This window comes from Mitsuaria sp. MSU3D, from assembly GCF_056867975.1.
Genome location: NZ_CP200314.1, coordinates 3,151,541 through 3,164,187, shown reverse-complemented (window position 1 = coordinate 3,164,187; position 12,647 = coordinate 3,151,541). Strand labels below are relative to the sequence as shown.

Sequence of the window (12,647 nt, the reverse complement as noted above, 5' to 3'; positions counted from 1 at the left end):
CGTCTTATCCAGACCTGACCCCATCCATCGCTGAGGAGCCTCCCCCATGTTGACCGACGACGGCAAACATCTGTACGTGTCGTGGGATGAATACCACCTGTTGATCGAACGCCTGGCGCTGAAGGTGCATGCCTCCGGCTGGGAGTTCGACCAGATCCTGTGTCTGGCGCGCGGCGGGATGCGTCCCGGCGACGTGCTGTCGCGCGTGTTCGACAAGCCGCTGGGCATCATGTCCACCAGCTCGTATCGCGCGGAAGCGGGCACGATCCAGGGGCGTCTGGACATCGCCAAGTACATCACCATGCCCAAGGGCGAACTGGCTGGCCGCGTGCTGCTGGTGGACGACCTGGCGGACTCTGGCGTGACGCTGAAGGCCGTGGTGGAACGGCTGCGCGGCATGCCGTCGATCAGCGAGCTGCGTTCGGCAGTGATCTGGACGAAGAGCGTTTCGGAGTACACCCCGGACTATTACGTCGAGATGCTGGAAACCAGCCCGTGGATTCATCAGCCGTTCGAAGATTACGACGCGCTGCGCCCCGATGCGCTGGCGAAGAAATTCGCGATCTGATGAACGAAGGGCTGACAACTGTCAGCCCTTTTCGCTTGCGCCGCTCGCTGTGATCGCAGGAGAGGACTCGGTCACGCAAGCGCGACCCCGGTTTGGACCTCACGGTCCAAACCATTCGAGTCCTCCCGTGATGTCCGCCGGACATCACTTCCTGGGCGTCAGAATGAGAAAAGCCGGCTGGAAGCCGGCTTTTCGAATATGGTGCCCAGGAGAGGACTCGAACCTCCACGGAGTTACCCGCTAGTACCTGAAACTAGTGCGTCTACCAATTCCGCCACCTGGGCAAGGTCAGAAGCCAGCTTCTCGGGAAACCAGCTCAAGCCACTTCATGAAGAACTTCTTGAAGTATTCTTGAGCCCTCGGTTTCTCGAAACGCAAAAGAGCTTCTGCGTTTCAGGAAAGACAAGGATTCTACTATCAAAAACTTCAAGAATGCAAGCCCCCAGGGCGCCCAAGGCGCTCAGCTGATGGGGGAGATCGAAGGCACGGTGCAGGGTCACCGCGACGGGCACGGTTTCCTGATGCCCGACGATGGTCAACCGGACGTTTATCTGTCCTCGCAGGAGATGCACGCCGTCATGCACGGCGATCGCCTGCGGGTGCGCATCGTGCGCCACGACAAGCGCAATCGTCCCGAAGGCCGTGTGCTGGAGATCCTCGAACGCCGCAAGAAGCCGATCATCGGCCGGCTGCTGCTCGAGTCCGGCATCTGGCTCGTCGCCCCTGAAGACAAGCGCTACGGCCAGGACATCCTGGTCCCGAAGAACGCGATCGCGAACGCGACCGCGGGGCAGATCGTCGCCGTCGAACTGACCGAGCCGCCGTCGCTGTATTCGCAGCCGGTGGGTCGCGTGACCGAAGTGCTGGGTGAGATCGACGACCCCGGCATGGAGATCGAGATCGCCGTGCGCAAGTACGAGGTCCCGCACGCCTTCAGCGCCGACACGCTCGCGCAGGCGGCCAAGCTGCCCGACAAGGTCCGCGCGGTCGACATGAAGCATCGCATCGACCTGCGCGACGTGGCGCTGGTGACGATCGACGGCGAGGACGCCCGCGACTTCGACGACGCGGTCTACTGCGAGCCTCACAAGCAGGGCCGGGGCAAGACGGCGTTCCAGGGCTGGCGACTGCTGGTCGCGATCGCCGACGTCAGCCACTACGTGAAGCCCGGCGAACCGCTGGATCGCGATGCCTACGAGCGCGCGACCTCGGTCTACTTCCCCAGACGCGTCATCCCGATGCTGCCGGAGAAGCTGTCGAACGGTCTGTGCTCGCTGAATCCGGAGCAGGACCGCCTGTCCATGGTCTGCGACATGCTGGTCAGCGAGGCCGGCGAGCTGCACGCCTATCAGTTCTATCCGGCGGTCATCAACTCGCATGCGCGCTTCACCTATACCGAGGTGGCGGCGATCCTGGGCAACACGCACGGCCCCGAGGCCCACAAGCGCAAGGCGCTGGTGCCGCACCTGCTGCACCTGCACGAGGTCTACCGCGCGCTGCTGTCGCAACGCGCCAAGCGCGGCGCGATCGACTTCGAGACCACCGAGACCCAGATCGTCTGCGACGACAACGGCCGCATCGAGAAGATCGTGCCTCGCACGCGCAACGAGGCCCACCGCCTGATCGAGGAGGCGATGCTCGCCGCCAACGTCTGCGCGGCGGATTTCATCGCCGGCGGCAAGCATGCGTCGCTGTACCGCGTCCACGAGGGCCCGACGCCCGAGAAGCGCGGCACGCTGCAGGCCTACCTGCGGGCGCTGGGCATCGGCATGGGGATCAGCGACGACCCGTCGCCGGGTGAGTTCCAGGCGATCGCGCAGGCGACCAAGGACCGGCCCGACGCCCAGCAGATCCACACGATGCTGCTGCGCTCGATGCAGCAGGCGATCTACACGCCGGCCAACGCGGGCCACTTCGGCCTCGCGTACCAGGCCTACACGCACTTCACCAGCCCGATCCGTCGCTATCCGGACCTGCTGGTGCACCGCGTGATCAAGGCGCTGCTCGGATCGAAGAAGTACGCGCTCGACGCGCACAAGATGGAAGCCGCGAACCCGATGCCCAAGCGGCCGGGCAAGCCTGCCTCGAAGGCGCCGAGCCCAGCCTCCGCGTCGACCGAGTCGGAGCGCTGGGAAGTCGTCGGCGCGCACTGCAGCGCGAACGAGCGTCGCGCCGACGAGGCCTCGCGCGATGTCGAAGCCTGGCTGAAGTGCCGCTTCATGCGCGACCACCTCGGCGAGGAATTCGCCGGCACGGTGAGCGCGGTGACGAGCTTCGGCCTGTTCGTGCAGCTCGACGCGCTGTATGTCGAAGGTTTGATCCACATCACCGAACTCGGCGGCGAGTACTTCCGTTTCGACGAGGTCCGCCAGGAGCTCCGCGGCGAACGCACCGGCATCCGCTACGCCACCGGCGCGCGCGTGCAGGTTCAGGTCAGCCGTGTCGACCTGGACGGTCGCAAGATCGATTTCCGGCTGGTGCGCGACGGCGACGAGCAGCGGCTGCTGCGCGGCGCCCATCGCGACAAGTTCGGCGACCGTCGTGGCGGCGATGGCAAGGGTCCCGCGAGGAAGCAGGACAAGCGCGCCGAGCACCGTGCGCGCCGCGAGGCGGCTGCGGCTCCGGCCGCGACGGTGGAGCCGATGCCGCTGCCGCCGCCTGATCCGCCGACAGCGGTCGACGCGCTCGAGCGCATCGAGCAGGCCGACCGCGTGCTGAAGGCCGAGCGCCGCAAGTCGGAGCGCGCGACGAAGGGCTCGTCGACGCATCCGGTCCAGGCGGCCAAACGCACGGCGCGCAGTGCGGCGAAGTCGGTCGCCGCGAAGGGCAGTGGCGCGCCAGCGGCGAAGACGACGCGGCGCAAGCGCGGCGCATGAGCGCAGCCTGACGGGTTTCGGTCCCTCGCGATCGAGCCTCCGATGAAGAAGGGCCTGGTCATGCCAGGCCCTTGGTGTTTCTGACGAACGCGCTCGCCGTCGTTCAGGCGGAAGGGCTGTGCAGCGCGGCCATCGCGTCGATCAGGTCGGCGGCGAGCAGGGGACCCGCATGACCTTCCGCCGCCGCGCCGTGCCAGGTCACGGCGGCACAGGCGAGGTCGTGCGGCGCGATGCCCGGCGACTGCGCCCAGAGTCCGCCGATCCAGCCGGCCAGCACGTCGCCCGTGCCTGCGGTGGCCAGCGCTGATGAGCCGGTGCCATTGATCGACAGGCGCCGCTTGGGTGTGACCACGATGCTGCCCGATCCCTTGAGCACGACGGTCGCCGCGAAGCGCATCGCCAGTTGCGTCGCGGCGTCCAGGCGATCGGCCTGCACATCGGCCGCCGACGGCAGTCCCAGGAGTCGCGCCGCTTCCAGCGGATGCGGCGTCAGGATCGTGGGCCAGCCGTGCGCGGCGCGACGGCGTAGCGCATGCTGCAGTGTCTCGTCGGCGGCCACCAGGTTCAGAGCGTCGGCATCGAGCACGACGCGCGTCGCGCCGTGCAATGCCTTCGACAACGCCGACGCGATCGCAATCCCGCCGCCACAGCCGCACACGGCGACGATGTCCCGCCAGGTGTCCGGCGAAGCGCTCCAGCGCGCGGCATCCCAATGCATGAGTTCCGGTCGCGCGGGCCACGGCTGGCCGTCGTCGTCAGGCAGTGCCGCGTACACGCGCCCCGCGCCGGCGGCCAGCGCCGAGGTCGCGGCAAGCCACGCGGCGCCGCGCATCGTCGGCGCGCCGCCCAGGACGACGACGTCGCCATGCCGTCCCTTGTGGCTGGCCGCGGAACGCGCGAACGCGCTTTGCCAGCGCGCGATGCGGCTGGCGCCGAAGAGCACGCCGACGCCCTTGTCGTCGACGGGCACGTCGAAATCGTCGAACCAGACACGCCCCGCGAGCGCACGGCCTTCTCCGGTGAACAGGCCGGACTTGAGAGTCAGGAAGGTCAGCGTGTGATGCGCGCGCACGACATCGGCGCCCAATGGCTGGCCGGTGCGGACATCGATGCCGCTGGGAACGTCGACGGCCAGCACCGTGGCACCGGCATCGCGCATTGTGTCGATGGCCTGGATGGCCGAGGCGATGGGCCCTTCGGGTGCGCGGTTCGCGCCGAGGCCGAGGAGGGCGTCGATGGTGACATCGGCCCACCCGGGCATGTGTGGGAGATCGGCGTGCAGGCGCAGGCCGGCTTTCCGGGCGGTGTCCAGCGCATGCGCGGCGTCACTGCCTGGCGAGGGTTCCGGTCCGACCAGGAGCACGTCCACCGTCCAGCCACGTGCGGCCAGGTGACGGGCAGCGATGAGGCCGTCGCCGCCGTTGTTGCCCGGACCGGCGAACACCGCGGCGTGCTGGCCGAAAGGTCGGAGTGCCACGGCCAGACGCGCCACGGCAAGCCCGGCGCGCTCGATCAGTGTGTGAGGCGGATGCAGCGACAGCGCCGCCGCCTCGATGCGCCGGCTCGACGGCGCGTCGTGAAGGGATCGGTCGTGGGACGTGGGCAGCACCGGCAGCATGGCGCCGACTCTATCCCCGTCTCAGCTCACTGGAGCCGTGCCGGTTCCAGCAACGCGGCGTCGATGCCCGGATCCTTCTTCGCGAGCCGGGCCGCCAACAGTTGCGCGGCGGCTCCGGCCATGGTCCAGCCGTGCTCGCCATGACCGATGTTCAACCACACGCCGGGCAGGCCGGACTCGCCGATCAGCGGCAGCTCGTCGGGCAGCAGCAGGCGCGAGGTCTTCCAGCGCTGCTGACCGCCGGCGAGCAGGGCGCCCGGGAACCAGTCGTGCGCAGCCTGGTGCAGCGCGCCCATCGATTGGCCATCCGGCTGCGACGACGAGCCGCCCAGCTCGTTCGCCCCACCGACGCGCACGCGTTGACCGAGTCGCGTGAGGCTGACGCCCAGCGCCATGTCGATGACGGTCGCGCGCGGCCCCAGGTCCGGGTGCGCCTCCAGCATGCGCAAGGGCGCCGTCAGCGTGTGCGTGTGCACCGTTCCCCACGGCAGCTTCAGCCCTTGGGCGGCGAGCAGCGGCGCCGCGCCCTTGCCGGCGCACACCAGCACCGCGTCCGCCCGCAGCGGCTCGCCCGCGGCCACGTGCACGGCCGGCTGGCTGCCGGGCTCGATGCGCAGCACATCGGTGTTGAAGTTCCACTGCACGCCGAGCCGCTGCGCCTCCAGCTTCAGCGCCTGGCTGAACTGGCGGGCGTTGGCCGCCTCGTCCTGCGTCAGCAGGATGCCGCCGTGCAGCGCGGTCTCGGCGTTGAGGCCGGGTTCCTGAGCGCGGCAACCGTCGGCGTCGAGCTCGCGATGCGGCACCTGCCGCTCCTGCAGCCGGGCCAGCAGCGGTGCTGCGCTCTTGTAGTCCTTGGCGGTGCGCCACAGCAGCAGCACGCCGGCTTCACGCTCGACGTCCATCTTCAATTCGCGCCGCCACACCGCCATCACGGCCTGGCCGCGCAGCGCCAGCGCATGCAGCGCTTCCGGCATCGCCTGCACGCCGCGCGCGCGGCCGGCGCGCCAATGCGCGAACTTCCAGCCGAGCTGGCCCGGCTTGCCGCGCCACGCCAGCGGCGTGTCGGGCCGCGCGGCCATCAGGCCCGGCGCGATCAGCCCCGGCGGCGCGAAGCTCGCGCCGGTGGCGACGCTGGTGTCGCGTTCGAAGACATGGACCTCATGGCCCTGCAGCGCGAGTTCGTACGCGCTGGTGACGCCGGCCAGACCGGCTCCGATGATGGCGATCCGCATTTCAGCGGATCCCCGCGGCGAGGGCCGCCTCGACGCTCGACGCGGCGCCCAGCACCGCGTCATCGCGCAGCGCGGGCGCCCACAGCATCAGGCCGACCGGCAGTTCGCCGGGGTGCTCGCACGGGATCGAGATCGCGCAGCCGTCGAGCAGGTTCACGACGGCGGTGTTGCGCAGCAGGCGTGCATTGGTGGCAAGGAACAGGTCGTCGCTGTGCAGCAAGGGGGCGATCTCCGGGGCTTGGAGGGGAACGGTGGGGCTGAGGAAGGCGTCGATGCCGCCCATGGCGGCCGTCATGTCGCGGATCCAGCGGCGGCGGGCGTCGAGCAGCGCCTGGTAGGCGGCGGGAAGGATGGCCTCGCCGCGGCGGATGCGCATCGCGACGCGCGGGTCATAGCGGTCGCCGCGTTCGGCGAGGCGCGCATGGTGCCATGCCCAGGCCTCGGCCGCGGTGATGCCGCCTTGCGTTTGCAGTTCCGCCACACGGGGCAGGGCGGGCAGCGCGCGTTCCTCGATGCGGGCACCGGCAGCGCGCAGCGTCGCGAGCGCGCGTTCGAATGCGGCGGCCACCGCGGGCTCGAGCTCGTCCTGCATGAAGTCCGGCGTGATCGCGAAACGCCATGCCGACAAGGGGCGTTCATCGAGGTCGGCCGGTGCGCCGCTCAGCACCGCGTGCAGCAGCGCGGCGTCCCTCACCGAGCGCGTGATCGCGCCAGCCGTGTCCAGCGAAGGCGACAGCGGGACACACCCGTCAAGCGGCACCAGCCGCGCCGTGCTCTTGAAGCCGACCAGTCCCTGCAGCGCGGCCGGGATGCGCAGCGACCCGCCGGTGTCCGAACCGAGTGCCGCCCACGCGGCGCCGGTGGCGACGCTGACCGCACCGCCGGAGGTCGATCCGCCGGGAATGCGCGCCAGGCCGTCGATCGCGTGTGTCACCGGATTCCGGGGCGTGCCGTGATGCGGATTGATCCCGACGCCGGAGAAGGCGAACTCACTCAGGTTGGTGTGGCCGGTCAGCGCGGCGCCTGCGGCGCGCAGCCGGGCGACGACCGGGGCATCGCGTTCGGCGGGGGCAGCATCGTCCATCGCGGCGGAGGCGGCGGTCGTCGGCTGCCCGGCGACGTCGAACAGGTCCTTGACGGACACCGCCAGACCGCCAAGCGTCGGGCGGGGATCGCCGCGAGCCACTGCGGCATCCGAGGCGTCGGCCGCCGCGCGGGCCTCCTCATCGAAGCGGCGCAGGAAGACGTGCTCGCACGCGGCGGCGTCGGCAAGCGCCAGGCTCTCGTCCAGCAGGCTGCGCGCGGCGTGGCGGCCCAAACGCAGGGAGGCGAGCGCCTCGGTCAGGTCGATCGGCATGCAAAAACGGGTTATACTCGTCGGGTTTTTCCCGGATAAGCCAGCCGTTGGGGCTGGAGTCCGGTGGAGAACGCGGCAGGTGGTTGGGGCCCAGACTTGTTCAAGGCCTGTCCATCGATCGCAAATTCGCGAGTCCGGCGAATCAAGGTGTTGCAACGTACAAGCAGACGTCGCAATTCGTGCCGGATTCTAGAACCAACCTTCGGAGTTACTTATGTCCGTCACGATGCGTGAGATGCTGGAAGCCGGCGTCCATTTCGGCCACCAGACCCGCTTCTGGAATCCCAAGATGGCCCCGTATATCTACGGCCATCGCAACAAGATCCACATCATCAACCTCGAGAAGACGCTGCCCGCGTTCGAGGAAGCCCTGAAGTTCGTGCGCCAGCTGGCCTCCAAGCGCGGCACGATCCTGATGGTCGGCACCAAGCGCCAGGCCCGCGACATCGTCGCCGCCGAAGCTGAGCGCGCCGGCGTCCCGAGCGTCAACCAGCGTTGGCTGGGCGGCACGCTGACCAACTTCAAGACGGTCAAGACCTCGCTGAAGCGCCTCAAGGACATGCAGGCCCAGATCGACGCCGGCACCCAGCCCGCGATCAAGAAGGAAGCCCTGATGTTCACGCGCGACATCAACAAGCTCGAGAAGAACATCGGCGGCATCCAGGACATGGTCGCGCTGCCGGACGCCCTGTTCGTCATCGACGTCGGCTATCACAAGATCGCCGTCCTGGAAGCCAAGAAGCTGGGCATCCCGGTCATCGGCGTCGTGGACACCAACCACTCGCCCGAAGGCATCGACTACGTCATCCCGGGCAACGACGACTCGGCCAAGGCTGTCGCCCTGTACGCCAAGGCTGTTGCCGACGCCGTGCTGGAAGGCCGCGCCAACTCGTCGAACGAAGTCGTCACGGCCGTCGCCGCTGAAGGCGACGAGTTCGTCGAAGTGAACGAAGGCGCCTGATCCAGGCCCTGACCCTCGACGGGTTCTGACAAGGGGGCTGATTCAGCCCCCTTCGTCCAAGCAGATTCAGATTTCAGCGGTGCCGGGTCGTTCCGGGCCGCGACATACGGAGATTGAAATGGCAGCAATTACCGCAAGCATGGTCGCCGAGCTGCGCGCCCGCACCGACTCCCCGATGATGGAGTGCAAGAAGGCGCTGACCGAAGCCGACGGCGACATGACCCGCGCTGAAGAGATCCTGCGCGTCAAGCTGGGCAGCAAGGCCGGCAAGGCCGCCTCGCGCGTGACCGCCGAAGGCGTCGTCGCCGCGGCCGTGAAGGGCAACGCCGGCGCGCTGATCGAAGTCAACTGCGAAACCGACTTCGTGTCGAAGAACGACGCCTTCCTGGCGTTCGTGAACGCGCTGGCCGGTCTGATCGTCGACAGCAACCCCGCCGACATCGCCGCCCTGTCCGCCCTGCCGCTGTCGCAGGAAGGCTTCGGCCCGACGGTCGAGGATGTGCGCGCCGGCCTGATCGGCAAGATCGGCGAGAACATGACGATCCGCCGCTTCAAGCGCTACGAAGGCGCCAAGCTGGCCTCCTACCTGCACGGCACCCGCATCGGCGTGATGGTCGAGTTCGACGGTGACGAAGTCGCCGCCAAGGACGTCGCGATGCACGTCGCCGCGATGAAGCCGGCCGCGCTGTCGTCCGCCGAAGTCCCGGCCGAGCTGGTCGAGAAGGAACGCAAGATCGCCGCCGAGAAGGCCGCCGAGTCCGGCAAGCCGGCCGAGATCGTCGCCAAGATGGTCGAAGGCTCGGTGCAGAAGTTCCTGAAGGAAGTCTCGCTGCAGGACCAGGTCTTCGTGAAGGCCGCCGACGGCAAGCAGACCGTCGCGCAGATGCTCAAGGACAAGGCCACGACGGTGAAGTCGTTCACCCTGTACGTCGTGGGCGAAGGCATCGAGAAGAAGGTCGACGACTTCGCTGCCGAAGTGGCTGCCCAGGTGGCGGCTGCAAGCAAGCAGCAATAAGCGTCGCGACTCAAAAAGGGCGCCTCTGGCGCCCTTTACACTTGTGCGCTTGCGCCAGCAGGCCTACGCACGACACTCCCTCCATCGGCCGTACTGACGAGGTAACAATGCCCGCCCACAAACGCATCCTGCTCAAGCTTTCCGGAGAAGCCCTGATGGGCGACGACGCCTACGGCATCAACCGCGCGACCATCGTGCGCATGGTCCAGGAAATCCAGGAAGTGACGAAGCTCGGCGTCGAGGTGGCGGTCGTCATCGGCGGCGGGAACATCTTCCGCGGCGTGGCGGGCGGCGCGGTCGGCATGGACCGCGCGACGGCCGACTACATGGGCATGCTGGCGACGGTGATGAACTCGCTGGCCCTGGCCGACACGATGCGCCAGGAAGGCATGACCGCGCGCGTCATGTCGGCGATCGCGATCGAGCAGGTCGTCGAACCCTATGTGCGTCCCAAGGCGCTGCAGTACCTGGAAGAAGGCAAGGTCGTCGTCTTCGCGGCCGGCACCGGCAACCCCTTCTTCACGACCGACACGGCCGCCGCGCTGCGCGGCGCCGAGATCGGCGCCGAGATCGTGCTGAAGGCGACCAAGGTCGACGGCGTCTACACCGCCGACCCGAAGAAGGACCCGACGGCCACGCGCTACTCGCGCATCAGCTTCGACGAGGCCATCGGCAAGAACCTGCAAGTGCTGGACGCGACCGCCTTCGCGCTGTGCCGCGACCAGAAGCTGCCCATCCGGGTGTTCTCGATCTTCAAGCCGGGCGCGCTGAAGCGCGTCGTGATGGGTGAGGACGAGGGCACGCTGGTGCACGTCTGACCGGGCTGGCGCGTTAGAGACCACGCCGCCCCCCTGATCGAGGAAAAGAACATGAGCATCGCCGACATCAAGAAGAACGTCGAAGCCAAGATGGCCAAGTCCGTCGAGGCGTTCAAGAACGAACTGCAGAAGATCCGCACCGGCCGCGCCCACCCGGGCCTGCTGGACCAGGTGCATGTGGACTACTACGGCTCGATGGTCCCCATCTCGCAGGTGGCCAACGTCACGCTGCTGGACGCCCGCACGGTCAGCGTGCAGCCCTGGGAAAAGGGCATGAGCCAGAAGATCGAGAAGGCCATCCGCGAATCGGACCTGGGCCTGAACCCGTCGTCGATGGGCGACCTGATCCGCGTGCCGATGCCGCCGCTGTCGGAAGAACGCCGCCGCGACCTGGTGAAGGTTTCCAAGGGCGCCGCCGAGGATGCGAAGGTGGCCGTGCGCAACCTGCGTCGCGACGCCAACGAGCAGGCGAAGAAGATGGCCAAGGACAAGGTCATCACCGAGGACGACGAGCGCCGCAGCCAGGACGAAGTCCAGAAGCTGACGGACCGCGTCGTCTCGGACATCGACAAGCTGCTCTCGGCCAAGGAAGCCGAGATCATGGCCGTCTGATCGTCGCATCCTCGTGAGCGCCGACAGCAAGGCGGGAGTGCCCCGCCATGTGGCCATCGTCATGGATGGCAACGGTCGTTGGGCGAAGAAGCGCTTCCTCCCGCGTTTCTTCGGCCACAAGCAGGGCGTGGACGCCCTGGTGCGGGTGGTCCAGGCCTGCATCGATCGAGAGATCGAGTACCTCACCGTCTTCGCCTTCTCCAGCGAGAACTGGAAGCGTCCCAGCGACGAGGTGTCCGGCCTGATGGGCCTGGTGCTGGCGGCGGTGTCGCGCTACCTGGCCCGCATGGGCGCGATGGGCGTGCGCATCCGCATCGTCGGCGACCGCGAGGCGGTGTCCGACAAGCTGCGTGCCGCCTGGGCCGAGGCCGAGGGCTCCACCGCCCACAATTCCAAGCTGACGCTGAACGTCGCGTTCAACTACGGCGGTCGCTGGGACATCGTCCAGGCCTGTCGCAAGGCGATCGCGGCGGGCATCCCGGCGCACGAGCTGACCGAAGCCCGCCTGTCCGAGTTCATGGCGATGAGCTATGCGCCGGACCCGGACCTCTTCATCCGTACCGGCGGCGAACTGCGCATCAGCAACTTCATGCTGTGGCAGACCGCGTACACCGAGTTCGTGTTCTCCGACTGCCTGTGGCCCGAGTTCGGCGAGGCGCAGCTGGACGAGGCGATCGCCGCGTTCCGGGCGCGCGACCGCCGCTTCGGCGGGGTGAACGTTCCGGGCGTCGCCCAGGAGGCTTGAGATGCTGCTTCAGCGCGTGATCACGGCCCTGGTGCTGTTGGCGATCCTGCTGCCGGCGCTGTTCGCGTCGAATCCGATGTGGTTCGCGCTGCTGACGCTGGTGATGATCGCGGCGGCGGGGTGGGAGTGGTCGCGGCTGAACGGCAAGCCCGGCGCGACGGCGCTCGCATTCGGCGCCGTGCTCGCGGCGGCCTGTGCGGCGACCTTCTACGCCGTCGGCTTCAACGTGCCGGCCTGGTGCTGGTGGCTGGCCGGCGGGATATGGGTACTCGGCGGCGTGCGCGCGCTGGCGGCCGGCGTCGCCGGATGGCCGAAGCTGTCGCCCGTGCTCAGACTCGTGCTCGGCGCGGTGCTGCTGTGGGCCGCCTGGCTGGCGCTGATCGTCGCGCGGCAGCGCGGCATCAACTTCCTGCTGTCGGCGATGTGCCTGGTCTGGATGGCCGACATCGCCGCGTACTTCGCCGGCAAGGCCTTCGGCAAGCGCAAGCTCGCGCCGGCGATCAGCCCGGGCAAGAGCTGGGAAGGCGCGATCGGCGGCCTCGTCGGCGTGATCGTGCTGGGCTTCGTCTGGGTCCATGTGATCGACGTGCGCGTCCCGGTGGATTCGGCCTCGCTGTACACGGTGCTGGTCAAGCGCATCGGCATCGTGTCGCTGCTGGCGCTGGTCTTCCTGTCGGCGATGAGCGTCGTCGGCGATCTGTTCGAATCCCTGGTCAAGCGGGCCGCCGGCGCCAAGGACAGCAGCCAGCTGCTGCCCGGCCACGGCGGTGTCCTGGACCGTGTCGACGCGCTGCTGCCGGTGCTGCCCCTGGCGTTGGCGCTGACCTCCCTCTGATCCTCCGGAT

The 12,647-nt window shown here is 68.3% G+C and carries 11 protein-coding genes and 1 tRNA gene; 8 read left to right on the top strand and 4 right to left on the bottom strand.

Annotated features, from left to right (window positions below):
* The first annotated feature begins 46 nt into the window (after positions 1-46).
* Positions 47-568: a phosphoribosyltransferase gene (locus AC1VNM_RS13765; protein ID WP_067275520.1), complete on the top strand. Its 522-nt coding sequence runs from the start codon at positions 47-49 to the stop codon at positions 566-568.
* 199 nt (positions 569-767) lie between these two features.
* Here the strand turns inward: AC1VNM_RS13765 and AC1VNM_RS13760 are convergent.
* Positions 768-852, bottom strand: a tRNA-Leu gene (locus AC1VNM_RS13760).
* A 183-nt stretch (positions 853-1,035) separates the two neighbouring features.
* Between AC1VNM_RS13760 and rnr the strand changes: the two genes are divergently transcribed.
* On the top strand, positions 1,036-3,444 hold the full coding sequence (gene rnr / locus AC1VNM_RS13755) for a ribonuclease R (protein ID WP_483107289.1): 2,409 nt from the start codon (positions 1,036-1,038) through the stop codon (positions 3,442-3,444).
* Between the two features lie 103 nt (positions 3,445-3,547).
* Here the strand turns inward: rnr and AC1VNM_RS13750 are convergent, their stop codons facing one another.
* Genes AC1VNM_RS13750 through AC1VNM_RS13740 form a run of 3 tightly spaced genes read right to left on the bottom strand, consistent with a single transcriptional unit; the run spans position 3,548 to position 7,651 of the window.
* Complete coding sequence (locus AC1VNM_RS13750) at positions 3,548-5,062, bottom strand: NAD(P)H-hydrate dehydratase (RefSeq protein ID WP_483107288.1); 1,515 nt, start codon at positions 5,060-5,062, stop codon at positions 3,548-3,550.
* 26 nt (positions 5,063-5,088) lie between these two features.
* Entirely contained in the window at positions 5,089-6,294 is a 1,206-nt protein-coding gene (locus AC1VNM_RS13745) for an FAD-dependent oxidoreductase (protein WP_483107287.1), read from the bottom strand.
* Between the two features lies 1 nt (position 6,295).
* Entirely contained in the window at positions 6,296-7,651 is a 1,356-nt protein-coding gene (locus AC1VNM_RS13740) for an amidase (RefSeq protein WP_483107286.1), read from the bottom strand.
* A gap of 214 nt (positions 7,652-7,865) precedes the next feature.
* Between AC1VNM_RS13740 and rpsB the strand changes: the two genes are divergently transcribed.
* The 6 genes from rpsB to AC1VNM_RS13710 all read left to right on the top strand — a co-directional run bounded on the left by rpsB (position 7,866) and on the right by AC1VNM_RS13710 (position 12,637).
* A complete protein-coding gene (gene rpsB / locus AC1VNM_RS13735; RefSeq protein WP_377152676.1) occupies positions 7,866-8,612 on the top strand; it encodes a 30S ribosomal protein S2 in 747 nt (248 codons plus the stop codon).
* 118 nt (positions 8,613-8,730) lie between these two features.
* A complete protein-coding gene (gene tsf / locus AC1VNM_RS13730; protein WP_331614127.1) occupies positions 8,731-9,627 on the top strand; it encodes a translation elongation factor Ts in 897 nt (298 codons plus the stop codon).
* 107 nt (positions 9,628-9,734) lie between these two features.
* Entirely contained in the window at positions 9,735-10,445 is a 711-nt protein-coding gene (pyrH, locus tag AC1VNM_RS13725; protein ID WP_377152678.1) for a UMP kinase, read from the top strand.
* A gap of 51 nt (positions 10,446-10,496) precedes the next feature.
* Positions 10,497-11,057, top strand: a complete 561-nt coding sequence (frr, locus tag AC1VNM_RS13720) for a ribosome recycling factor (protein ID WP_421037958.1) — start codon at positions 10,497-10,499, stop codon at positions 11,055-11,057.
* A 13-nt stretch (positions 11,058-11,070) separates the two neighbouring features.
* Entirely contained in the window at positions 11,071-11,802 is a 732-nt protein-coding gene (gene uppS, locus AC1VNM_RS13715) for a polyprenyl diphosphate synthase (protein ID WP_377152680.1), read from the top strand.
* 1 nt (position 11,803) lies between these two features.
* Positions 11,804-12,637 (top strand): phosphatidate cytidylyltransferase, encoded by an 834-nt coding sequence (locus tag AC1VNM_RS13710; protein ID WP_483107285.1) that lies wholly within the window; start codon positions 11,804-11,806, stop codon positions 12,635-12,637.
* Positions 12,638-12,647: the final 10 nt, after the last annotated feature.

What these genes read in the sequence shown, in the direction of transcription:
- AC1VNM_RS13765 (WP_067275520.1), top strand. Translation starts at nt 47, where the DNA reads ATGTTGACCGACGACGGCAAACATCTGTACGTGTCGTGGGATGAATAC.
- rnr (WP_483107289.1), top strand. Translation starts at nt 1,036, where the DNA reads ATGGGGGAGATCGAAGGCACGGTGCAGGGTCACCGCGACGGGCACGGT.
- AC1VNM_RS13750 (WP_483107288.1), bottom strand. Translation starts at nt 5,062, where the DNA reads ATGCTGCCGGTGCTGCCCACGTCCCACGACCGATCCCTTCACGACGCG.
- AC1VNM_RS13745 (WP_483107287.1), bottom strand. Translation starts at nt 6,294, where the DNA reads ATGCGGATCGCCATCATCGGAGCCGGTCTGGCCGGCGTCACCAGCGCG.
- AC1VNM_RS13740 (WP_483107286.1), bottom strand. Translation starts at nt 7,651, where the DNA reads ATGCCGATCGACCTGACCGAGGCGCTCGCCTCCCTGCGTTTGGGCCGC.
- rpsB (WP_377152676.1), top strand. Translation starts at nt 7,866, where the DNA reads ATGTCCGTCACGATGCGTGAGATGCTGGAAGCCGGCGTCCATTTCGGC.
- tsf (WP_331614127.1), top strand. Translation starts at nt 8,731, where the DNA reads ATGGCAGCAATTACCGCAAGCATGGTCGCCGAGCTGCGCGCCCGCACC.
- pyrH (WP_377152678.1), top strand. Translation starts at nt 9,735, where the DNA reads ATGCCCGCCCACAAACGCATCCTGCTCAAGCTTTCCGGAGAAGCCCTG.
- frr (WP_421037958.1), top strand. Translation starts at nt 10,497, where the DNA reads ATGAGCATCGCCGACATCAAGAAGAACGTCGAAGCCAAGATGGCCAAG.
- AC1VNM_RS13710 (WP_483107285.1), top strand. Translation starts at nt 11,804, where the DNA reads ATGCTGCTTCAGCGCGTGATCACGGCCCTGGTGCTGTTGGCGATCCTG.